The organism is Variovorax sp. UMC13 (assembly GCF_014170375.1).
Classification (GTDB): domain Bacteria; phylum Pseudomonadota; class Gammaproteobacteria; order Burkholderiales; family Burkholderiaceae_C; genus Variovorax.
Genome location: NZ_LZZW01000018.1, coordinates 401427 through 424337, shown reverse-complemented (window position 1 = coordinate 424337; position 22911 = coordinate 401427). Strand labels below are relative to the sequence as shown.

Annotated in this window: 20 protein-coding genes; 12 read left to right on the top strand and 8 right to left on the bottom strand. The window is 69.1% G+C overall.

Annotation, left to right across the window (positions count from 1 at the left end; genetic code table 11):
* Positions 1 to 66: 66 nt before the first annotated feature.
* The gene (locus tag A9977_RS16775) at positions 67 to 1602 is read right to left on the bottom strand and encodes a sigma-54-dependent Fis family transcriptional regulator (protein WP_183025984.1); all 1536 of its coding nucleotides are present in this window, start codon (positions 1600 to 1602) and stop codon (positions 67 to 69) included.
* A 48-nt stretch (positions 1603 to 1650) separates the two neighbouring features.
* Positions 1651 to 2610: a LysR family transcriptional regulator gene (locus A9977_RS16770; RefSeq protein ID WP_183025983.1), complete on the bottom strand. Its 960-nt coding sequence runs from the start codon at positions 2608 to 2610 to the stop codon at positions 1651 to 1653.
* A 101-nt stretch (positions 2611 to 2711) separates the two neighbouring features.
* Here A9977_RS16770 and A9977_RS16765 point away from each other — a divergent pair, with 101 nt between their 5' ends.
* Positions 2712 to 3716: an aldo/keto reductase gene (locus tag A9977_RS16765; protein ID WP_183025982.1), complete on the top strand. Its 1005-nt coding sequence runs from the start codon at positions 2712 to 2714 to the stop codon at positions 3714 to 3716.
* A gap of 22 nt (positions 3717 to 3738) precedes the next feature.
* On the opposite strand, the gene A9977_RS16760 is transcribed toward A9977_RS16765, so the two are convergent.
* Together A9977_RS16760 and A9977_RS16755 are read right to left on the bottom strand one after the other, a co-directional pair.
* Positions 3739 to 4581 carry a dienelactone hydrolase family protein gene (locus tag A9977_RS16760; RefSeq protein ID WP_183025981.1) on the bottom strand — a complete coding sequence of 281 codons (843 nt, stop codon included), beginning with the start codon at positions 4579 to 4581 and terminating at the stop codon, positions 3739 to 3741.
* A gap of 132 nt (positions 4582 to 4713) precedes the next feature.
* The gene (locus tag A9977_RS16755; protein WP_183025980.1) at positions 4714 to 5721 is read right to left on the bottom strand and encodes a zinc-dependent alcohol dehydrogenase family protein; all 1008 of its coding nucleotides are present in this window, start codon (positions 5719 to 5721) and stop codon (positions 4714 to 4716) included.
* Positions 5722 to 5829: 108 nt separating this feature from the next.
* On the opposite strand from A9977_RS16755, the gene A9977_RS16750 reads away from it, so the two are divergent.
* The 11 genes from A9977_RS16750 (at position 5830) to A9977_RS16700 (ending at position 18877) form a co-directional block, all read left to right on the top strand.
* Positions 5830 to 6681, top strand: a complete 852-nt coding sequence (locus tag A9977_RS16750; RefSeq protein WP_183026021.1) for a LysR family transcriptional regulator — start codon at positions 5830 to 5832, stop codon at positions 6679 to 6681.
* A 101-nt stretch (positions 6682 to 6782) separates the two neighbouring features.
* A complete protein-coding gene (locus A9977_RS16745; protein WP_183025979.1) occupies positions 6783 to 7538 on the top strand; it encodes a TetR/AcrR family transcriptional regulator in 756 nt (251 codons plus the stop codon).
* Complete coding sequence (locus A9977_RS16740; RefSeq protein ID WP_259651993.1) at positions 7535 to 9067, top strand: efflux transporter outer membrane subunit; 1533 nt, start codon at positions 7535 to 7537, stop codon at positions 9065 to 9067. Before A9977_RS16745 ends, A9977_RS16740 begins: the two co-directional genes overlap by 4 nt.
* Complete coding sequence (locus A9977_RS16735) at positions 9064 to 10239, top strand: efflux RND transporter periplasmic adaptor subunit (protein ID WP_183025978.1); 1176 nt, start codon at positions 9064 to 9066, stop codon at positions 10237 to 10239. The genes A9977_RS16740 and A9977_RS16735 overlap by 4 nt, the downstream gene beginning before the upstream one ends.
* Before the next feature lie 15 nt (positions 10240 to 10254).
* A complete protein-coding gene (locus A9977_RS16730) occupies positions 10255 to 13365 on the top strand; it encodes an efflux RND transporter permease subunit (RefSeq protein ID WP_183025977.1) in 3111 nt (1036 codons plus the stop codon).
* Between the two features lie 9 nt (positions 13366 to 13374).
* Positions 13375 to 14061: a response regulator gene (locus A9977_RS16725; protein WP_183025976.1), complete on the top strand. Its 687-nt coding sequence runs from the start codon at positions 13375 to 13377 to the stop codon at positions 14059 to 14061.
* Positions 14042 to 15514 carry a sensor histidine kinase gene (locus A9977_RS16720; RefSeq protein WP_183025975.1) on the top strand — a complete coding sequence of 491 codons (1473 nt, stop codon included), beginning with the start codon at positions 14042 to 14044 and terminating at the stop codon, positions 15512 to 15514. The genes A9977_RS16725 and A9977_RS16720 overlap by 20 nt, the downstream gene beginning before the upstream one ends.
* 249 nt (positions 15515 to 15763) lie before the next feature.
* Positions 15764 to 16186, top strand: a complete 423-nt coding sequence (locus A9977_RS16715) for a tripartite tricarboxylate transporter TctB family protein (protein ID WP_183025974.1) — start codon at positions 15764 to 15766, stop codon at positions 16184 to 16186.
* A complete protein-coding gene (locus tag A9977_RS16710) occupies positions 16186 to 17718 on the top strand; it encodes a tripartite tricarboxylate transporter permease (RefSeq protein ID WP_183025973.1) in 1533 nt (510 codons plus the stop codon). Before A9977_RS16715 ends, A9977_RS16710 begins: the two co-directional genes overlap by 1 nt.
* A 284-nt stretch (positions 17719 to 18002) precedes the next feature.
* Positions 18003 to 18308: a hypothetical protein gene (locus A9977_RS16705; protein ID WP_183025972.1), complete on the top strand. Its 306-nt coding sequence runs from the start codon at positions 18003 to 18005 to the stop codon at positions 18306 to 18308.
* 236 nt (positions 18309 to 18544) lie between these two features.
* Positions 18545 to 18877 (top strand): hypothetical protein, encoded by a 333-nt coding sequence (locus tag A9977_RS16700; protein ID WP_183025971.1) that lies wholly within the window; start codon positions 18545 to 18547, stop codon positions 18875 to 18877.
* 12 nt (positions 18878 to 18889) lie between these two features.
* Here the strand turns inward: A9977_RS16700 and A9977_RS16695 are convergent, their stop codons facing one another.
* The 4 genes from A9977_RS16695 to A9977_RS16680 form a co-directional block, all read right to left on the bottom strand.
* Entirely contained in the window at positions 18890 to 19681 is a 792-nt protein-coding gene (locus A9977_RS16695; protein WP_183025970.1) for a DNA adenine methylase, read from the bottom strand.
* Complete coding sequence (locus A9977_RS16690) at positions 19629 to 19841, bottom strand: Com family DNA-binding transcriptional regulator (protein ID WP_183026019.1); 213 nt, start codon at positions 19839 to 19841, stop codon at positions 19629 to 19631. Before A9977_RS16690 ends, A9977_RS16695 begins: the two co-directional genes overlap by 53 nt.
* A 208-nt stretch (positions 19842 to 20049) precedes the next feature.
* A complete protein-coding gene (locus A9977_RS16685) occupies positions 20050 to 22569 on the bottom strand; it encodes a glycosyl hydrolase family 28-related protein (RefSeq protein WP_183025969.1) in 2520 nt (839 codons plus the stop codon).
* Entirely contained in the window at positions 22566 to 22910 is a 345-nt protein-coding gene (locus A9977_RS16680) for a hypothetical protein (protein ID WP_183025968.1), read from the bottom strand. The genes A9977_RS16685 and A9977_RS16680 overlap by 4 nt, the downstream gene beginning before the upstream one ends.
* Position 22911: the final 1 nt, after the last annotated feature.

Sequence of the window (22911 nt, the reverse complement as noted above, 5' to 3'; positions counted from 1 at the left end):
CGCCTGCTGCGCCATGGCGAAAGCGATGGCTGCGCTGCGTCATGGCGCCGGACGGGCGATGGCCGTTCAGTCCTCCGCCATCCGGTCATACAGCGTGGCGCGCGAGATCCCCAGCAGCCGCGAAGCCGCGAGCTTGTTGCCGCCGGTGGTGGCCATCGCGGCGGCGATGGCGCGGCGCTCCAGCTCGGCGATCTGCTCGGCCATCGGGCGCAGCAGGCGGGCCTGGTCGGCGTCGTCGCCGATCGGGACCAGCGGCTCGGGCGCCGCGATCTTCTCCAGGCCGGTCTCGGCCAGCACGCGCTTGACCTCGGCCGCATCGATGCGGGTCGCATCGCTGCGCATCGCCAATTGCTCCAGCACGTTGCGCAGCTCGCGGGTGTTGCCGCGCCAGTGCTGAGCGGCCAGCAGCGCCAGCGCGTCGGGCAGCAGCTCGGGCGGGGCCTCGCCGCTGCGCTGGGCCATGTCCTCGCCCAGGGCTTCGACCAGCGCGGGGATGTCGCTGCGGCGCTCGCGCAGGGGCGGCACGCGCAGCGGCAGCACGTTGAGCCGGTAGTACAGGTCTTCGCGAAAGCGCCCGTCGCGCACCAGCGCCGGCAGGTCGCGCGAGGTGGCGGCGATCACGCGCGCATCGAAGGGCACCAGCTTGTTCGAGCCCAGCGGCTCGATCTCGCCTTCCTGCAGCGCGCGCAGCAGCTTGGCCTGCAGTGCCAGCGGCATGTCGCCGATCTCGTCGAGGAACAAGGTGCCGCCGTCGGCGAGCTTGAACTTGCCCTCGCGCCCCTTGCGGTCGGCACCGGTGAAGGCGCCGGGCGCGAAGCCGAAGAACTCGGCCTCGAGCAGCGTGTCGGGCACGGCCGCGATGTTGAGGCTCACGAAGGGTCCGTTGGCGCGCGCCGAGGCCGCGTGGATCGCATGCGCCAGCAGTTCCTTGCCGGTGCCGGTCTCGCCCAGCAGCAGCACCGGGCTCGAGGACTGCGCCGCGCGCCGCGCATGGCGCTTGACGTCGACCGCCGCCGGGCTGCTGCCGATGAAGCTGGCGAAGGTGTGCTTGGCGCGGCGCTGGCCGTCGGCGCCGGCCTGCTTCCACAGCGGATGGTTGCGCTGGGTCGCGAGCTCGCGGCGAGCGTCGTCGAGGTCGCGCTGCAGCATCGCGAACTTGCTGATCAGCGGCTGCAGCGTGGTCTGCGGATGGTCGAACAGCACGATGCCGATCGCGCCGATCACCTCGCCCAGCGCGGCGTCGCCCTCGGCGCCCGCCACCTCGGCATGCAGCGGGATGCGGCTCACGACGAAGGTGCCGGCCTTGTTGGTCAAGAGGTCGATCAGGATCGGCTTGCCGCTTTCCAGCACCTCGCGCATCTGCGTGTTGTGGATCACTTCCTCCACCGGCCGGCCCACGAACTGGTCGACCGAACTGAAACCCAGCGCCGGCAGGAAGCGCTTGTAGCCCTCGTTGACCCAGACGATGCGGCCGCTGCGGTCGACCAGGAACATGCCCTGGCTGATGCTGGAGAACAGGTGGAACATCGAGCGCGCGGCGAGCGCGAGGATGCCCTGGGGGTCGAGGGGGAGCGCAGGCGGTGGCGCCGGGACGGTAGGCATGCGCGGGATCGTAGCGCGAGCGCTGCGACCCTTGCCCGGCGCCCTGCCTCAACGCCGGTTTCGCCGGACCTTGGCCGGCGGCGCCGCATCCGCCGCGGCGGCCTTGGCCCGGCCGAGATCCACGCTCGCCAGCAAGGTCTCGCGAAAAATGCCGACCAGCGGCCGCAGGTTGACCTTGTGCCAGGCAGCCCACAGCGGCGTGCGGTGGTCGAACCATGGCACTTCGCGCAGCACGACGCCGGCCGGCGCGTGATGCCGCAGGCTGCTCTGGACCATCGCCAGGCCCAGCCCGGAGGCCACGAGGCCCAGCGCGGTCAGCGGTTCGCTGGCTTCCATCCGAACGTCCGGCATGAAGCCGGCACGCGTGCAGGCGGCCACGAAGTTGTCGTGCCTGAGCGCATCCTCCTCTTGCATCACCGCGATCCATTCCTGGCCGGCCAGGTCGGCCGGCGCCAGCACGGCGCGCGCGGCCAGCGGATGCGCTTCGGGCAACGCAAGCAGCATCGGGTCGCTCAGCACCTGGGCGCAGTCCAGGTCGGGGTCGTCGCGCGTCGGCGGGTCGCACAGCAGCGCGATGTCGAGGCTGCGCTGGCGCAGGCCTTCCAGTTGCCCGGGCGAGCGCAGGCTGTACAGCGCCACATGCACCTTCGGGCGGCCGGCGCGCAGCGTGCGCAAGGCCGCGGGCAGCAGGCCGGAGTGCATGGCGTTCTCGATGTAGCCGATGCACAGGCCGCCTTCGTCGCCCCGGCCCAGCCGTTTCGCCATCGCCTGCAGGCGGTGGCCATGGGTGAGGAAGGCGCGCGCCTCGGCCAGGAAGGTGCGCCCGTCGCGCGTCAGGCGGATGCGCTGCTGGCTGCGCTCGAACAAGGTCAGTTCGAGCTTCTCCTCGAGCTGGGCGATCTGGCGGCTCAAGGGCGACTGCGAGATGTGCAGCTTTTCGGCCGCGCGCCCCACGTGTTCTTCCTCGGCGACGGCCACGAAGTAGGCCAGTTGGCGAATGTCCAGCATCTAAGACCTTCAGTGACTCAAGTTGGTCGAATTATGTCTTGGACAACATCAAGCGCGAAACCCACACTTCGCATCCTGATTCACTTTTCCCACCAGACACCATGCGCATCCGCGACCAACTCACCGGCCGACTCGGCTTCGGCACCGCCCCGCTGGGCAACATGTTCCGCAACATCCCCGAGGCCGAGGCGCTCGCCACCGTCGACGCCGCCTGGGACAGCGGCATCCGCTACTTCGACGCGGCACCGCTCTATGGCGCCGGCCTGGCGGAGATCCGCCTGGGCGAGGCGCTGGCCAGGCACCGGCGCGACGACTACGTGCTGAGCACCAAGGTCGGCCGCCTGATCCTCGACGAGGTGGTCGACCCGTCCGCCCGCGAACTGGGCGAGAAAGGCGGGCTGTTCGAGTTCGGCCGGCCGAACAGGATGGTCGACGACTACTCGGCCGACGCCACGCTGCGGTCGATCGAGGACAGCCTGAAGCGCCTGAAGACCGACCGCATCGACATCGTCTGGGTGCACGACATCGCCCAGGACTTTCATGGCGACGACTGGCTGCGGCAGTTCGAGATCGCGCGCACCGGCGCCTTCCGCGTGCTGACCCGGCTGCGCGAGGAAGGCGTGATCCGGGCCTGGGGCCTGGGCGTCAACCGGGTCGAGCCCTGCGAACTCACGCTGGACCTCGCGGAGTCGAAGCCCGACGGCTTCCTGCTGGCCGGCCGCTACACGCTGCTCGACCACGAACGCGCGCTGCAGCGCCTGATGCCGGCGGCCGCCAGCCAGGGGGTCGACATCGTCGTGGGCGGGCCCTACAGCTCCGGCATCCTGGCCGGCGGCACGCACTTCGAGTACCAGAAGGCGCCGCCGGAGATCCTGGCCAAGGTGGCGCGCATCCAGGCGATCGCGCAGCGCCATGGCGTGCCGATCAAGGCTGCGGCGCTGCAGTTCTCGCTGGCGAACCCGGCCGTCGCGGCCGTGATCCCGGGCGCCAGCCGCCCGGAACGCATCGAGGAAGACCAGGCGGCGCTGAAGGCGGTGATTCCCGCGGCCTTCTGGGACGAGATGCGCGAGGCGCAGCTGGTGGAGAGCGACGCGCCCTTGCCCTGAGCCCGCGCCCCCGGCGCCGCGGTCAGGCCAGCGCCGTGCCGAAGGTCGCCAGCAGCCGCGCCCAGGCGCGTTCGGACTGGGCCGCGTCGTAGACCTGGGTGTCGGGCGGGCACCAGCCGTGCGCTGCGGGGTACACCTCCACCTCGGCCGGGAGCTTCGCGCTCTCGAACGCGGCGCGCAGCGTGAGCTTGGCTTCCGGGTCCTTCTTGTCGTCGTTCTCGGCCACCGCGATCAGGTAGCGCGCCTTCGTCTGGCCCACCAGGCGATGGGGGCTGTCGGGCGCCGCGGTCACCATGGCGGCGCCGTGGAAGGTCCCGACCGCGCCCACGCGCTCGGGCGCCACGGTAGCCGTGCGAACCGCGATCGGGCCGCCCATGCAATAGCCGGTGGTGCCGAGCTTGCGCGCCTTGTCCACCTCTTTTTGGGCATCGAGCCAGGCCACGAAGGCCTTGCCGTCGCTCAGGTGCATGGCCGGCGTCAGGGCCTGCATCAGCGGCAGCACTTCGGCGATCGGCGTCTGGCCGCCCTGCGCGGCGGTGGGCGCCTTCTTCTGCCGGTAGAAGGGGTTCACCACCAGCACGCTGTAGCCCGATTCGGCCAGCCGCCGTCCCATCTGCCTGAAGGCCGGGCGCAGGCCGAACACGTCGGGCCACACCAGCACGCCGGGTGCCGGGCCCGAGGTGGGGGCGACGAAGTATGCGTCGCAAACGCCATCGGCGGTGGTGATGCTCACCTCGCGCTCGGACACCGCCACCGCGTTGGCCACGCCGGGCAGTGCGGTCAGCAGGCCCGCGGATGCGGCCAGTGCACCGAAATCGCGGCGGGTGTACTTCTTGAGTTCTTCGGGATCGTTCAGCTCACACATGGTCGGTTTACCTCATAAGGTGGGATCGGTCGGACGTCAGCTTGTGCCACGAATCGCGAAGGCCAGCAAGCACGCAGGTCTTCCAGGGCCTGTGCGTGACGCCGATGACGGCCGGCCGACCTGCGGGCGCGATCAGCCGCCCACCACCAGGTCCACCACCAGCTTGCCCTGCGCGCCGCCGGCCTTCAGCACCCGGTAGGCCTCGCACACGGCATCGAGGCTGAAGCGCCGGTCGTCCAGCTGGACCGACAGCTGCCCGGCCGCGGCCATGCGCGCCGCCTCGCGCAGGATCTCGCCGTGGTGGGCCGCGCCTTCGCCGGTGAGCATGGGCAGCAGCGTGAACACGCCCGAATAGGTGGCGGCGCGGAAGGACAGCGGCGCCAGCGCGTGGGTGCCCCAGCCCAGGCAGCTCACCACGTGCCCGAAGCGGCGCACCGCCTGGAAGGAGGCGTCCAGCGTCGCGCCGCCGACCGTGTCGTAGACCACATCGAAGCCCTGCCCCGCCGTGTGCTGCGCCACGTAGTCGGGCACGGCCTGCGCGCGGTAGTCGATGGCGGTCGCGCCCAGGCTTTCGATGAAGGCGCGCTGCCCGGCGGTGCCGGTCGCGAAGACCTGGGCGCCGCGGGCCCGGGCGACCTGGATCGCGATGTGGCCCACGCCACCGGCCCCGCCGTGCACCAGCACCTTCTGCCCGGCCCGCACCCCGGCACGATCGACCAGGCCTTCCCAGGCGGTGATGAAGACCAGCGGCAGCGCCGCCGCCTCGCGCAGGGCCAGGCCGGCCGGCACCGGCGCGAGCAAGGCGGCGTCGACCGCCGCATATTCGGCCAGCGAACCCTGCAGGCCCGCGACGCCGCCGGTCATGCCGAACACGCGATCGCCGACGCCGAAGGCCGTCACGCCCGCGCCCAGCGCGGCCACGGTGCCGGCCAGGTCGATGCCCAGGACCGCGGGCAGCGGATGGCGCGCGTGCGCCGCTTCGCCGGCATGGATCTTGGTGTCGAGCGGGTTGACCGCGCTCGCGTGGATGCGCACCAGCACCTGGCCGGCCGCCGGCTGCGGGCGCGGGACGGAGGCGATGCGGAAGGCGCTGCCGTGGGTGTCGAGCACGGCGGCGGTCATGGTGGGAGCGGGGGTCATGGTGAAGTCCTGTGAATCAGAGATGCGCCATTGTTCGACCCACGACATCGTTTGAAAATAGACAATACTGATCTCTCTTTATTCACTTTTGAATGGATCGCCATGCCCATGGAATGGAGCGACCTGCGCGTGTTCCTCGCGATCGCGCGCACCGGCACGCTGGGTGCGGCGGCACGCAGCATCGGCCAGAGCCAGCCGACCATGGGCCGGCGGCTCAACGCCCTGGAGTACGCGCTGGGCCAGGCGCTGTTCCAGCGCACGCGCGAAGGCTTCGTGCTGACCGACGAGGGCTCGGCCGTGCTCGCGCATGCCGAGCGCATGGAGGAAGAGGCGCAGGGCCTGGAGCGCCAGCTGTCCGGGCGCGAGCGCCACCTCGAGGGCATGCTCCGGCTCTCCTCCTCCGACTGGTTCGGCGCCCACCTGCTGGCGCCGGTGCTGGCCGAGTTCGCGCAGCTGCAGCCGCGCGTCACGGTCGAGCTGCTGACCAGTGCCGCGCATCTGAGCCTGCCGCGGCGCGAGGCCGACATGGCTTTCCGCATCCGGCCCTTCGAGGAGCCCGAGGTGGTGTCGCGCAAGCTCATGCACATCGGCTACGGCGCCTACCTGCACAACGAGCGCGCGGCCCCGCAGGCCGGCGACGGCACGGGCGTCACGCTCATCACCATGGACACCGCCTTCGGCGGCATGCCCGATGCGATCTGGCTCAAGAAGACACTGCCGAACGCGCAGGTGATCTCGCGCAGCAACAACCGCGACGTGCAGGCGCGGCTGTGCGCGCTCGGCGCAGGGGTCGCGGTGCTGCCGCGGCCGCTGGGCGATGCGCTGCGCGGCGTGCGGCTGCTCGACCTGGGCGAGGCGCCGCCCGGGCGCGACACCTGGGTCGGCTACCACCGCGACATGCGCCGGCAGGCGCGGCTGCGGGCCCTGCTGGACCTCGTGGTCGCGCGCCTGGGCGGCTGATTCGCCATGGCCGCGGGTCTGTCTCCCTGCCCGAATGTTTCAGTCGTCGAAACAAAATAAGTCAATCAATCGATTGATCTCCATGCTGTAATGGGCGCCGCATGACCACGCCCACAGCCCCACCGCCGCCCTCCCGCGGCCCCCGCAGCGACGGCGTCGAGGCGCGCTCGCGCATCCTCTACACCGCGCTGCGCCTGTTCGCCGAAGGCGGCTTCGCCAAGACCTCGACCCGCGAGATCGCCAAGGCCGCGGGCGTGAACATCGCGGCGATCAGCTACTACTTCGGCGACAAGGCCGGCCTCTATGCGGCCACCTTCAACGAGCCCATGGGCGGCAGCGCCAACGACCTGGTAAAGCTGTTCGAAGACCCGGCGCTGCCGACACGCGAGGCCCTGCGCCTGTGCATGAACGCCTATGTCGAGCCGCTCAAGCGCGGCGAGATCGTGCGCCAGTGCATGCGCCTGCACATGCGCGAGATGGTCGAGCCGACCAGCCAGTGGGCCGAGGAGATCGAGCGCGACGTGCGCGGCCCGCACGAGGCGCTGGTGGGCATCCTGTGCCGTCACCTCGGCGTCAAGAAGGCCGACGACGATGTGCACCGGCTGGCGCTGGCCGTGAGCGGCCTGGCGATGCAGCTGTTCGTGATGCAGGACCTGGTCGACACGCTGCGCCCCTCGCTGCTCAAGTCGGCCCAGAGCATCGACACCTGGGCCGAGCGCCTGCACCTCTACGCGATGGCCATGCTCGAGGCCGAGGCGGCCCGCCGGGCCGCGACCGCGGCACCCGTTTCCACCATCCCCACCACGCCAGCCTCGAAGCCAGCCACGCCCAAGACTTCCAGGAAGAAAAGCCCATGAACCTGCGCCTGCCGATGACCTCCCCGACCTTCGGCCCGGCCTCCCGCCGCCTGGCCCTGCTGTGCCTGCCGCTGGCCCTGGCCGCCTGCGGCCTCACGCGGCCGCCCGCGGTCGCCGATGCGCCGGTCCCCCCGCAATGGAACGCGCCGCTGCCGAAGGCGACGGCCGCGGCCGCCCTGCCCCACGCCGGCTCGCTGCCCGGCCTGAGCGACTGGTGGCGCCAGCTCGACGACCCGGTGCTGCTCGCGCTGATCGAATCGGCGCAGGCCGTGAGCCCGACCGTGGCCAGTGCCTCAGCGCGCATCGTCGAGGCGCGCGCCACGCGCGTGCAGTCGGGCGCGGCGCTGCTGCCCACGCTCGACGGCACGCTGTCGGCGCAGCGCAGCAACTCGCCGACCAGCGGCACGGGCGGCGGCGCGAGCGAGTCCAGCACCTCGCTGCCGGGCGTGACCACGCTGCAGGCCGGCCTGCAATCGAGCTGGGAGATCGACCTGTTCGGCGGCCGCCGCGCCAGCCGCGACGCCGCCCAATCGCGGCTGCAGGGCGCCAGCGCCAAGTGGCACGACGCCCGCGTGTCGGTGGCGGCCGAAACGGCCAATCAGTACTTCGCCGAGCGCGCCTGCCAGCGGCAGCTGGCGGTGGCCGAGTCCGACGCGCGCTCGCGCGGCGAGACCGCGCGGCTCACCGACCTGTCGGCCAAGGCCGGCTTCACGGCCCCCGCCGATGCGGCCTTGGCACGCGCCAGCGCCGCCGACGCCGCGGGCCGGCTCACCCAGCAGAGCGCCCAGTGCGCGGTGCTGCGCAAGGGCCTGGTCGCGCTGAGCGGGCTCGACGCGCGCGCGCTCGACCAGCAACTGGCCACCGTGCCGGCCGACCGCGCGCTGCCCCTGGTGCACGCGGTCGCCAGCGTGCCGGCCCAGATGCTGGCGCAGCGGCCCGACGTGTTCGCGGCCGAGCTCGCGGTGGCCGCGGCCAGTGCCGACGTGGGCGCGGCCGAAGCCGACCGCTATCCGCGGCTCACGCTGCAGGGTTCGGTCGCGGCGCTGCAGTTGCGCAGCGGCGGCGCCAGCCAGGACCTGCAGACCTGGACCATCGGCCCGCTGGCGCTCACCTTGCCGATCTTCGATGGCGGCACGCGCGCGGCCAACGCCGCCTCGGCCAAGGCCCGCTACGACGAAGCCGTGTCGCTCTACCGCGGCAACGTGCGCACCGCGGTGCGCGAGGTCGAGGAGGCGCTGGTCAACCTGCAGGCCACCGACGAGCGCACGGGCAACGCCGACATCGCGGTGCAGAACTACCAGGCCTCGTTCAACGCGACGCAGGCCCGTTACGAGAGCGGGCTCGCCAGCCTGTTCGAACTCGAAGACGCGCGCCGCACCCTGTTCGCGGCCCAGACCGCTCGCGTGGCGCTGCAGCGCGAACGGGCCGAAGCCTGGGTCGCGCTCTACCGCTCGACCGGCGGCGGCTGGACGCGGCACGATGCCGCGCTCGCGCAGAACACCTCCTCCCTTTCCTCGACGACGCCATGAAAAGACTCAACCGCTCCACCCTCATCGCCGTGCTGCTGGCCGTCGTGGTCGTCGCCGCGCTCGGCTTCTGGCTGCTGCGCAAGCCGGCCGACAAGACCCCGGCAACGCAGCCCGCCGCCGCCAAGGAAGGCGCCGCGCGCCCGGCGCTCACCGTCTCTGTCGCACGGGCCGAGCCCAGCGAACTGAACGTCACGCTCGCGGCCAACGGCAACGTGGCGGCCTGGCAGGAGGCCAGCATCGGCTCCGAGTCCAACGGCCTGCGGCTGGCCGAGGTGCGCGTGAACATCGGCGACGTGGTGAAGAAGGGCCAGGTGCTGGCCGTGTTCTCGCCCGAGACCATCAACGCCGACGTGGCCCAGGCCCGCGCCTCGCTGGCCGAGGCCAAGGCGACCGCGGCCGACGCGGCCGGCAACGCGGCCCGCGCCCGCACGCTGGCCCAGACCGGCGCGCTGAGCCAGCAGCAGATCAACCAGTACCAGACCACCGAGCAGACCGCCAAGGCGCGCGTCGAGGCGGCCGAGGCGGTGCTGGCCGCGCAGCAGGTGCGCGGCCGCAACACGCAGGTGCTGGCGCCCGACGACGGCGTGATCTCGGCGCGCACCGCGACCGTGGGCAGCGTGGTCGCGGCCGGCACCGAGCTGTTCAAGCTGATCCGCAAGGGCCGGCTCGAATGGCGTGCCGAAGTCACTTCGGCCGAACTGGGCCGCGTGGCGGTCGGCACGCCGGCCACCGTGGTCAGCGCGAGCGGCGCCGAGGTCAAGGGCACGGTGCGCAGCATCGCCCCGACCGTCGACCCGCAGACGCGCAATGCGCTGGTCTATGTCGACATCCCCAACGTGCTGCAGAACACCGGAATCAAGGCGGGGATGTTCGCGAATGGCGAGTTCCAGCTCGGTCGCAGCAATGCACTCACCGTGCCGCAGGCCGCCATCGTGCCGCGCGACGGCTTCAACCACCTGCTGGTGCTGCAGCCCGACCAGCGTGTGTCGCAGCTGAAGATCCAGACCGGCCGCCGCGTCGGCGACCGCGTGGAGGTGCTGACCAAACTGCCGGCCGACGCGCGCGTGGTGGTGCAAGGCGCGGGCTTCCTCAACGACGGCGACCTGGTGCGCGTGGTCGACACGCCCGCGGCCGGCGCCCCTGCATCGGCCGCCTCGGCCGCGGCCAAGTAAGGAGCCTCGCTCACCATGAACGTTTCCGCCTGGTCCATACGCAACCCGATTCCCGCGGTGATGCTGTTCGTGCTGCTCACCTTCGGCGGGCTGCTGTCCTTCAACGCGATGAAGGTGCAGAACTTCCCGGACATCGACCTGCCGACCGTCACCGTCACGGCGGCGCTGCCCGGCGCCGCGCCCTCGCAGCTCGAGACCGACGTCGCGCGCAAGCTCGAGAACGCGATCGCCACCATCCAGGGCCTCAAGCACATCACGACCAAGGTGCAGGACGGCGCGGCCACGCTGATCGTCGAGTTCCGGCTCGAGAAGCCGGTGCAGGAGGCGGTCGACGACGTGCGCTCCGCGGTGCAGCGCGTGCGCGCCGACCTGCCGGCCGACGTGCGCGACCCGGTCGTCACCAAGCTCGACTTCGCGGCGCAGCCGGTGCTGGCCTACACCATCTCCTCGACCAAGATGGACGCCGAAGGCCTGAGCTGGTTCGTCGACAACGACGTGACCAAGAAGCTGCTGAGCCTCCCCGGCGTGGGCGCGGTCAACCGCGTGGGCGGCGTGACGCGCCAGGTGCACGTCGACCTCGACCCGGCCAAACTGCAGGCGCTGGGCGCCAGCGCGGCCGACATCTCGCGCCAGCTGCGGCTGGTGCAGACCGAGAGCGCGGGCGGCCGCTTCGACCTCTCGGGCAGCGAGCAGCCGGTGCGCACGCTGGCCACGGTGCAGTCGGCCGACGAGCTGCGCGACATCCAGATCCCGCTGTCCGACGGCCGCCGCATCCGGCTCGACCAGGTGGCGCGCATCAGCGACACCATCGCCGAGCCGCGCGCCACCGCGCTGCTCGACGGCAAGACCGTGGTCGGCTTCGAGGTCGCGCGCAGCCGCGGCGAGAGCGAAGTGGCCGTGGGCAAGCTGATCCAGGGCGCGCTGGCCGAGATGCGCACCCAGCACCCCGACATCCAGCTCAACGAGGCCTTCAACTTCGTCAAGCCGGTGCAGGAGGAATACGACGGCTCGCTGCACCTGCTCTACGAAGGCGCGATCCTGGCGGTGATCGTGGTCTGGCTGTTCCTGCGCGACTGGCGCGCTACCTTCGTCTCGGCCATCGCGCTGCCGATGTCGGTGATCCCGGCCTTCATCGGCATGCACCTGCTGGGCTTCTCGATCAACATCATCTCGCTGCTCGCGCTGTCGCTGGTGGTGGGCATCCTGGTCGACGATGCGATCGTGGAGGTCGAGAACATCGTGCGCCACCTGCGCATGGGCAAGACGCCCTACGAGGCGGCGATGGAGGCGGCCGACGAGATCGGGCTGGCGGTGATCGCCACCACCTTCACGCTGATCGCGGTGTTCCTGCCGACCGCCTTCATGAGCGGCGTGGCCGGCAAGTTCTTCAAGCAGTTCGGCTGGACCGCCTCGCTCGCGGTGTTCGCCTCGCTGGTGGTGGCGCGGGTGCTCACGCCCATGATGGCGGCCTACATCCTGAAGCCCATCGTCACGCAGGAGAAGGAAGCCGGCTGGCTCAAGCTCTACATGCGCGCGGCCGAGTGGTGCATGACGCACCGCTTCGCCACCATGGTGATGGCCACGCTGTTCTTCTTCGGCTCGATCGCGATGATCCCGCTGCTCAAGACCGGCTTCATCCCGCCAGACGACGGCTCGCAGACCCAGGTCTACCTCTCGCTCGCGCCCGGCGCCACCCTGTCGCAGACCACGGCCACGGCCGAGGAAGCGCGGCTGCGCGTGATGAAGATCGCGCATGTGAAGAGCGTCTACACCACGGTGGCGGGCGGCAGCGCGGGCGGCGATCCCTTCGCCGGCCTGGGCACGCCCGAGACGCGCAAGGCCACGCTGACCATCCAGCTCGACCCGCGCGGCGAACGCCCGCGCAAGCAGCTGATCGAGGACCAGATGCGCGCCGCGCTCGAGTCCCTGCCCGGCGTGCGCAGCACCGTGGGCCTGGGCGGCTCGGGCGAGAAGTACATCCTGGCGCTGTCGGGCGAAGACCCGGTCGCGCTCACGGCCGCGGCCCGCGCGGTCGAACGCGACCTGCGCACCGTGCCCGGCCTGGGCAACATCACCTCCACCGCCAGCCTGGTGCGGCCCGAGATCGCGGTGCGCCCGGACTTCGCGCGCTCCGCCGACCTGGGCGTGACCAGCACCGCCATCGCCGAGACCCTGCGCGTGGCCACGCTGGGCGACTACGACCAGTCGTTGCCCAAGCTCAACCTCGCGCAGCGCCAGGTGCCGATCGTGGTCAAGCTCGAGGACAGCGCGCGCCAGGACCAGGCGCTGCTCGAACGGCTGACCGTGCCCGGCACGCGTGGCCCGGTGATGCTGGGCCAGGTCGCGAAGATCACGGTCGAGGGCGGCCCGGCCGTGATCGACCGCTACGACCGCTCGCGCAACGTCAACTTCGAGATCGAGCTGTCGAAGGTGGGCCTGGGCGATGCCAAGACCATGGTCGCCGCCCTGCCCTCGATGCGCAGCCTGCCGCCGGGCGTGCGCGTGGCCGAGATCGGCGACGCCGAGGTCATGACCGAGCTGTTCGGCAGCTTCGGCCTGGCGATGCTGACCGGCGTGCTGTGCATCTACATCGTGCTGGTCTTGCTGTTCAAGGACTTCCTGCATCCGGTGACCATCCTGTGCGCGCTGCCGCTGGCACTGGGCGGCGCCTTCGTCGGGCTGCTGATCGGCCAGAAGGCCTTGTCGATGCCCTCGCTGATCGGGCTGATCATGCTGATGGGCGTGGCGACCAAGAACTCGATCCTGCTGGTCGAGTACGCGATCGTGGCGCGCCGCGACCAGGGCATGAGCCGCTGGGATGCGCTGCGCGACGCCTGCCACAAGCGCGCCCGCCCGATCATCATGACCACCATCGCGATGGGCGCGGGCATGATGCCGATCGCCTTCGGCTGGGGCGCGGCTGACGCGAGCTTCCGCTCGCCGATGGCGATGGCCGTGATCGGCGGTCTGATCACCTCCACCGTGCTGAGCCTGCTGGTGGTGCCGGCGGTGTTCACCTATATCGACGACATCGAGCACTGGATCCGGCGCACCGTGCGTCGGCTGCGCGGTCAGCCCGCCGACCTGCACATCGACGAGGACCTGAAGCCCGCCCTGCCGCGCTAGGATCGGCGCATGCGTCTGCTCCTGGTCGAAGACGAAGCCGAAATGGCTTCCTGGCTCCTGCGTGCCTTCAAGCAAAGCGGGTACGTGACCGACCATGCGCCCGATGCGGCCATGGCCGCCTCGCTGCTTGCCTCGGGCGACCACGACGTCATCGTGCTCGACCTGCAGCTGCCGGACCGGCACGGCCTGTCGGTGCTGGCCGACCTGCGCGCCGCGGGCAACCGCACGCCGGTGCTGATCCTCACGGCCCAGGGCTCGGTCAAGGACCGGGTCAAGGGCCTGAACACCGGCGCCGACGATTTCCTGAGCAAGCCCTTCGCGATCGAGGAACTCGAGGCCCGTCTCGAGGCCCTGGCGCGCCGCGCGCGCGGCAGCCCGCATGCCGCGCTGCGCTGCGGCTCGCTCTCGCGCGCCCACGGCAGCCGCGCCTTCATGCTGGGCGACACGCTGCTGCAGCTCACGCCGCGCGAGAGCGCCGCGCTCGCGGTGCTGCTCACGCGCGCCGGCTCGCCGGTCGAGAAGTCGCAGCTCTCGGCCAAGGTCTTCCCGGCCGACAGCGACGCCGGCCCCGACGCCATCGAACTGGTGCTGCACCGGCTGCGGCGCAAGCTGGCCGGCGGCGACGTGCGCATCGTCACCGTGCGCGGCCTGGGCTACATGCTGGAGAGCACCGGGCATGACGCCGCCGGCGACTGAAGCCCGCAGCCGCTTCGGCATCCGCGCGCGGCTGCTCGCGCTGCTGCTGCCCTGCATCCTGGGCCTGCTCGCGCTCGACAGCTGGAACGACTACCGCGCCCTGCGCGACCTGGTCCAGGGCGCCTACGACAGCGTGATGCTCGACGCGGCCGATGCCCTGCGCCGCAGCGTCTCGCCTGGGCCCGACGGCGCGCTGCAGCTCGACGCCAGCGCCGCCCAGGTGCAGCGCATGTTCGATGCGGCCAGCCGCAAGACCGGGCACCTGCGCGTCGAACTCGTGCCGCAGGGCACGGCGGCGGGCGCGGGGCGGCTGTTGCTGGGCGATGCCGATCTACCACCGCCGCCCCGCAGCGGCGACAGCGCCTCGCCGGTCTGGTTCGACGGTCACTACCAAGGCCGCGCCGTGCGCATGGTCGCGCTGCGCAGCACCGTGGCCGACGGCCACGGCCAGGCCTACGAGCTGCGGGTGCAGACGGCCGAGGGCACCGAGCCGCGCGATCGGGCCGAAGCGGCTTCGCTGCGCCAGCAGCTGTTCCGCGATGCGCGCATGGTGCTGATCGTGGTGCTGCTGGTCTGGCTGGGCGTGACCTGGTCGCTGCGACCGCTCGAGCGGCTGCGGCGCTCGGTGGTGCAGCGACGGGGCCAATTGCCCGAGCCGCTCGATGCGGGCGGCGTGCCGCACGAGGTGGCGCCGCTGGTCGAGGCGGTGAACCACAACGTCGCCAGCTACCGCGGCCTGCTCGACCAGCAATCGCAGTTCCTGGCCGATGCCTCGCACCAGCTGCGCACCCCGCTGGCCATCATGCTGACCCAGGCCGGCGTGGCGCTGCGCGAGAAGGACAGCACGCAGCTGCACGCCACGCTGCGCGCCATGGTCACGCAGATCGCGCGCAGCCGGCGCCTGTGCGAACAGCTGCTCTCGCTGGCCCACGCGAGCGACGCCGCGTCGCCACAGGCCGCCGAAGTCGCCGACCTCAACGCCATCACCAAGGACGTGGTGCTGCAGTACCTGACGCTGGCGCACGAGAAGGAGCAGGACCTGGGCTGGGTCGACGCGCGCGAGGACGCTCCGGCCGGCGCCGCGCCGAGCCCCGCGGTGCCCGTGCAGGCCGACGCGGCCGAGCTGCACGAGGCGCTGGCCAACCTCGTGCACAACGCGATCGTCTACACGCCCGTGGGCGGCCGCATCACGGTCAAGGCCGGCAGGGTCGAGGGCATGGCCTGCGCCGAGGTCAGCGACGACGGCCCGGGCATCGCAGCCGCGCGGCGCGCGGAGGTCTTCGAGCGCTTCCGCCAGGCCGGCGACCGCGCCGGCGGCGCCGGCCTGGGCCTGGCCATCGCGCGCGCCTATGCACAGCGCAACGGCGGCGACATCGTGCTGGCCGAGGCCGATGGCGGCACCGGCCTGCGCGCCATCCTGCAGCTGCCACCGGCCACGCGACAGGCCGGCTGACCGACCGACCGACGGGGCTACGGCATCGGCGTGTCACCGCAGTGAATGCCCTTAGCGGCAGGTCAGTGATAACACGTATTTTGGGGCGCAGCAGGCAAAACGAAAGCCGATTGGAAGCATCGTTTTCTACGATTCGCCGCCTGTCCACCATTGCTCACAGAGAGCCCCGATGGCCAGGCGTGAACCACAAGGAGACCTTTGCATGCCACGCCATCACCCCCTCATCCCTTCGCCCGCGGGAGGGACGCCATGAACAACCGCAACTTCGTGAGAGGCGTGGTCATCATGGCCATCGCGCTGCTCTTCGGCGGCGTCGCGTTCTCGTACAGCCTGGGCAACCTGGCCCGCTCCGGCCCCGGCCTGTTCCCGCTGATGGTGAGCGGCTTCCTGTTCGTGATCGGCCTGATCACCTCGGCCCGCTCCTTCTTCGTCGAGCGCCTGCCGGTGGACTACGGCGTGAAGAACATCGTGCTGATCCTGCTGAGCCTGATCGGCTTCGCGGTGATCTCCGAGTACATCAACATGATCCTCGGGATCATCTTCCTGGTGTTTTGCTCGACCTTCGCGGGCACCTCGTACTCGGTGGTGCGCAACATCAAGATCTCGATCGGCCTGGTCCTCGTCGCGTTCGCCTTCAAGAATTTTCTCGGCCTGAACCTGCCGCTCTACTGATGGAAGTCCTCAACAACCTCGCGTTCGGATTCAGCCATGCGCTGACCATCCAGAACCTGCTCTACTGCGCGCTCGGCTGTACCGTCGGCACGCTGGTCGGCCTGCTGCCCGGCCTCGGTCCGCTCTCGACCATCAGCCTGCTGCTGCCGCTGACCTACTCCATCCCCACCGGCGGCGCCCTCATCATGCTGGCCGGCATCTACTACGGTGCGCAGTACGGCGACAGCGTGAGTGCGATCACCATGAAGATCCCGCACGCCAGCAGCATCGTGGCCTGCATCGACGGCTACCAGATGACGCTCAAGGGAAAGACGGGGTTGGCGCTGTTCACCGCGGGCATCTCCAGCTTCATCGGCGGCACCGTGGCGATCGTGGTGCTGTCGACGATGGCGCCGGCGCTCGGCGAGGTCGGCTTCCTGTTCGGCCCGGCCGACTACTGCGCGCTGATGCTGCTGGGCTTCTTCTGCGTGAGCTTCGTCAGCAGCGGCAGCCTGCTCAACGGCCTGGCGATGGCCATGATCGGCGTGCTGCTGGGCATGGTCGGCACCGACGTCAACAGCGGCGTGGCGCGCTACACCATGAACCTGGCCTTCCTGCAGGACGGCATCGGGCTCATCAGCATCGCGCTGGGCTGCTTCGGCATCGCCGAGGTGGTGAAGAACCTCGACAACAAGAACGTGCTCACGCCCTTCAACGGCAAGATCAAGCTGATGCCGACCTGGCCCGAGTTCAAGCGCATCATCCCCAGCGCGCTGCGCGGCAGCGTGATCGGCTCGGTGCTGGGCATCCTGCCCGGCGGCGGCCCGACCATCGCCCAGTTCGCGGCCTATGCGGCCGACAAGAAGTTCAGCAAGTACAAGCACGAGATCGGCACCGGCTGCATCGAAGGCGTGGCCGGCCAGGCCGCCGCCGACGAGGCTGCCGCCCGCACCAGCTTCATTCCGCTGATGGCCATCGGCATCCCCGAGAACGCCGTGATGGCACTGATGATGGCGGCCTTCATCGTCAAGGGCATCCAGCCGGGTCCCAACATGATCGCCACGCACCCGGACCTGTTCTGGGGCCTGGTGGCCAGCATGTGGGTCGGCAACTGCTTCCTGGTGGTGCTCAACGTGCCGCTGGTGCGCTACTGGCTGTCGGTGTTCAAGATTCCGTACACCGTGCTGTTCCCCGCGATCCTGTTCTTCTGCTGCATCGGTACCTACAGCATCAACAACAGCCTCGACGACATCTACACGACGGCCGTGTTCGGCCTGATCGGCTACCTGTTCCTGCGGCTGGACATGGAGGCGGCCCCGCTGATGCTGGGCTTCATCCTGGGCCCGATGCTGGAAGAGAACTTCCGCCGCTCGATGCTGCTGAGCCGCGGCAGTTTCAGCGCCTTCGTGACCCGCCCGATCAGCGCCACGCTGCTCAGCGTGATCGGCATCGTGATCGTGTGGCAGGTGGTCGCCTTCCTCCGGCGCGCCATGAACAAGAAGCAGGCGGTCCCCGCCGCCGTGCCGGTGGACGCGATTCCCCTGGGCAAGTGAGACGCGGCGACGAGGGGTTCGAGACCGCCCTCCTCGCCGCCGGCTTCGGATGGGGCAGCGGCCTGCATGTCGCAATGACGATGCAACGACGGCGCACTCCAAGGTTGAAGCGCGGCGCGATAAATTGCGTCCGGCTAGTGCGATAACTACCGCGTCTTCTCGTTACGCCTGTAGCAACCGAATTGCCTTAGAAGCAAACTCTGTGAGGCAGTAGGTACCATGTGGGCACGCCGCGTTTCGGCGACCCCCCTGGCGCGGGCTTGCGGCGCCTTGAAATGAACCCTATGACGATGTACACCGATCGTGTCTTTCGTAACGAGACGGTCAACGTGGATGACAACACCTACGAACGCTGTGAATTTGAGTTTTGCCGCATCGTCTATGCGGGTGGCCCAGCTCCTAGGCTGTTAAAAAACAACTTTGAAAGCTGTGAGTTTGTCTTGGATGGAGCAGCCGGTCGGACCTTGGCCTACATACGCGGGCTATATCTAGGCGGCGCGCGCGACCTCGCGGAGGACTTCATCACCGCGATACGTACGCCGGACGATGAGCTGCCGCCGCGGGATCCCAGCAAAGGCCCACAGCGATGAGTTCGGCGCCTGGTGCTGACTCCAGTGCCGCCGACGCCGCCGCTAAGGACGCGGCTCGTTTAATCAGTAAGTTCACCCGTAACCGCACGGCGAGCATTGATGAGCCCTCCGTCGAGTACAGCGGAAACAGTATCGGAGGCCGGAGCAAAGGCAATGTCGTTAGCCTTTCGGTGGTGCCCCCCCCTCCAGTACCACCTCGCTCAAGGGGCTCGGACGAGCCGCCCTATGATGACCCCATGCAAGAACGTGTGGAGAAACTGGAAGACTTCGCGAATGATGCTCGTGATCGGCTCGCGCGCATCGAGACCAAGCTCGACCATATCGGCACCGAGGTTGGCAACTTTAAGTGGTGGGTTGTTGCTCAGATCGCCGCTGTAGTTCTCACTGTTCTGGGAACCAGCCTGGTGATCCAGCAGATGACGGTGGCCACCTTCCAGGCTGCTGGGCAGCAGGCTAATCCCCCTGCACAACCTCAGGCGCCAATTATCATTAACGTGCCACCCGCAGCGCCCGCAGCGCCCGCAGCGCCCGCAGCGCCCGCAGCGCCAACTAGCTCGCCGGCGAAATAAGGGCGCGACTGGTCAGAAAAGGCCCGCAGGCTCTCTGTCTCGGTCCCAGCTGTAGATGACCAGTTCACGCCTTTCCGCCCTGTTCGCACCGCCGCCCACGGTGTAGTCGATGGCCAGGCTCTCCATGTCGAAGCCCTCGAAGCACCGACGGATGTCCGGGTGGTCGTTGAGGCTGATGATCGCCTTGCCCTTGAGCTGGCGTAGCTTGGCGGCCATCAGCTCGTACTGGGGCCACTCGAAGGGCACCCCGTAGCCCTCGGTCTGCCAGTACGGCGGGTCCAGGTAGAAAAGCGTGTGCGCCCGGTCATAGCGGTCCATGCAGGCCGCCCAGTCGAGCTGCTCAATGTAGGCGCTGGCCAGGCGCAGATGCGCAGCGCTCAGGTTCTCCTCGATCCTCAAGAGGTTGATGGCCGGCGCGGTGGTGGCCGTGCCCCAGGTCTGGCCGTCGACGCGCCCGCCAAACGCCTGCTGCTGCAGGTAGAAGAACCGCGCCGCTCGCTGCACATCGGTCAGGACCTCGGGCGGGGTGGCCTGGGTCCACTTAAAGATCTGGCGGCTGGACAGCGCGTACTTGAACTGCCGGACGAACTCTTCCAGGTGGTGCTTGACAACCCGGTACAGGTTGACCAGGTCGCCGTTCACGTCGTTGATCACCTCGACCTCGGCGGGGTGGCGCAGGAAGTACAGCGCGGCACCTCCGGCGAACACCTCGACATAGCAGCCGTGCGCCGGGAAGCGGCTCAGCAGCAGGTCAGCCAGGCGGCGCTTGCCTCCGAGCCAGGGGATGATGGGTGCGGGGTTCATGAGTCGCTCTTTCGGTTGAAAGGCGCTCAAGGCGCTCAGGTAAGGAGCTCGTGGCTCTCAGGGTGTTCAGGGCCCCGCAGCGGGGGCATTTGATGACCAGGTGCGTGTACACGCCGCTGCCCAGCTTGCGGCCGCAGGCGCCGCATCGTATTTCTTCCATTTGCAAGCCAGTTCCTCTATTTGGAAATTTGGTAGGCTCGGCCGCACTCTGTACAGGGTGGCGGGCCTTGCCGGCTTGCAGGCTCGATCTGCAGGTTGGGTCTTGGGGAGGTGTTAGCGCACCGACCCAGGTCGCCCGTCTTTTTTTTGTGGCAGCGGTATCGATTCCGAACTCGGCCCGGCCTGCCGCTCTGCGACCGTGCTTCTCTCTAGAACAGAGTCGAGATGAACTCAGCCATCACGCGCAACGTGCCGCTGTTGAAAGTTACGGAGGCTCCGGTGATGTTGTAGGCCGTCACGCGAACGGTGTTGGCGGCCGTGACAGCTGCTCCAAGGACCACGCCTGGCGGCAGCGCCGAGTGCGTGACTTTGGGGATGGCGTGGACGTTCGTTGCGACGCCCACGATCGCGACGTCGGTGAACACCGAAGCGTTGGCAGCGATGGCGCCAGGAGCCCAGGTGCCCGTGTAGGGCAGCACATTCCACGAGTTGTCCTTCTCGATGACTTTGCCGGTGATGCCGACGAGATAGGCACGGTCCTCCGCAGCACTGACCATGTTCGAAGCGTTGCCATCGATCTGCAGCGACTTGCAGATCACCGACCTGGCACTGACCGCACCCGACGCCGCGGCCGACGCCGTCGACTGGTTGATGTTGTTTCCATCGATGATGATCGTGGCAGTCGGGGCATCGATGTCTCGCAGGCTGACACCTCCCGCAAAGTATCCCGAGTCGAAGTCATCGAGGTTGTTGCCAGTAGCGGTGATGCGGCCAAACCGCGCGCCGGCAAATGAATCGCCTTGCTGCGAACCCGTTTGGTCACCGAAGCCGATCTGCGCCCGCTTGAGATTGTTGTCGACCACGGAGACCTGCTTGCATTGCCCGATGTACAGGCGGTTCGCCGTCCCGCCAGTGAAGTGGAAGGTGTTGTCAGCGAGATGCGCGGAGTGGTAGTACTTGACGGCTGAAAGGGTCGATCCGCTCGTCTCGGAGGCCGAGCTGATCACCATGTTCCCCGTGATTTTCACAACGCACTCCCCGACGTTGTAGGTTGGATTTGCATTGCCGTAGAACCCCTCGAACACGAAAGGCACTTGGGTGTCAGTGAGGATGGTGTTGCCATTGATCACAGCGGACAGGGTGATGCCGGCGGTGCCACGCGACGTTTTGTTCTCGATGACTCGCCCGAATCCGGTGCTCTCGATCGAGTTGCCGCCGATGGCGATATTGCGGGTTCCCGAGAAGAGATCGATCAGTTGCTTGTGGCCGCCACCTCCCACACCACGGATGACGTTGCCGTTGATGGCGACCCGCGAGGAGTCCCCCGCGCCGGGGTTGTAGCCGGCCGTCGTGCCCTTGATCTTGATTCCGCGGTGCACGCCGACCAGGGCGATCTGGTTGTTGGCCAGGACCACGTCCGAAACGCCACCGATGGTCACGCCGTCGTTCTCGTTGACGACGGCCTCATAGGCGGAGAGGTCGATGGACAGACCGCAATTCGTCATCGAGAAACGCGAGTTCGCTGACGCGTTCAGCGGCGTCTCGACCCGAACCCGGCCATTGATCAGCAGGCAGCCGTCGAGCTTCACCCCATTGCGGTTCGGGCCGTAGATGGTGTACGGAGCGACGTTCGGGCTGGTCGCGGAGATGTTTCGGCAGGCAATTGCGACAGCGGTCATGCTGACCCCGTCCGCACCGAGCTGCAGGGCGACCGCATTGCCGCTCTCAATGAGCGCACCTCGGCCGTCAATGGCCGTGTAGACGGTCAGGGCACTTGCCGCGTAGTACCGGCCACCGGACAAATCGACGGTGGCCCCAACCAGGCGCGCGTAGTCGAATGCCTTTTGCAGCGCCACAGCGTCATTCGTCACGCCATCGCCGACGGCGCCAAAGTCCTTCGCGCTGATGTTCTCGCGCAGCTTGGCCAAGGCGTTTCGAACTACCGAACCGGCCCCGCTCTGAACGTAGCCGAGAAGCGCCGGGCCCGTGGGCAACGCAAGATTGGTCGCATCGATGTTGGGAATCAGCCAGCCGCCGCCCACGCGGAGGTGCTCATATGGCACTGTGCCGACGAGAACCACGCAGCGGTCTCCATCAGCACACGGCGCACCGCTGTGCGGCTTATTCGTTGGTGGCGTTGCGTAGACCCCGGGGTACACGCGATCCTCGTAGTCCTTGCGCGTGGTGTCAGCCGCCAACGCGGAACCGATCGCCAGGCCGGCCGACGTGCCAGCCGCGTCGCGGAGCGCTTCAAGCTCGGGCGTTGAGACAGTGGCCCCCTGGTCGAGCCACGCCGAGCCCGTCCACACGTGCATGTGGCCATCGACCATCCAGGCATCACCAGGAGCGTTGCCGCTGGGCGGCAGCTCGCCCACGGTGTTCTTCACGCCCTTGAGCGCGACGCCCTTACCGACCAGCGTGCCGTCCTGCCAAGCGTCTTTCAGCTCGCCGAAATCGCCGAGCACTCCGTTGAGCTGCTTGGCCAACGCGACGACGTAGCCCTGTGTCGGGGCGATCGAATACTCTGCGCCGGCCACGGTCGCTCCGCCGTATGGCGTCACCAGCTTGAGCGAGGTGTCGCTGGTGACGCGCTGAACCTCGACCAGGCCAGCGGGCGTGAAAAAGATGCCGCCGGGCAGTACGTTGTCCACCCATTCGGTGCCGACGCCAGCGACGAGATCGGAGCCCGACGTCAGCGTGACCAGACCCTCGCGATACCAGGTGGTCATTGCGCGGGCTCCTCGGCAACTGCAGCGGGCTCGGCCGCGTACACGGGCACCGCGTCGGCCAGCACGTTGGTGCCTCCGGTTTCCGCGTTCAGGATCTGACGGCAGAACCAGTCCGGCCATGCCGCCGAGTCGCCGGTCGGCGCGTCCTTGATCTGTGCCGTGATGTGCATCAGCGGCTGCTTGCCGGCCTCGGCCGCAGCCTGCGACACGAAGCCGGCCAGCGTCACGGCGCTGGTGCGCGTGCGCAGCTGCACCAGATGCTGCACGACCACGTGATAGCTGGCCATGCCGCCCGTGCCGGGGTCTTCGATGGGCTTTTCGAGCCCGATGATCTGCTGCATG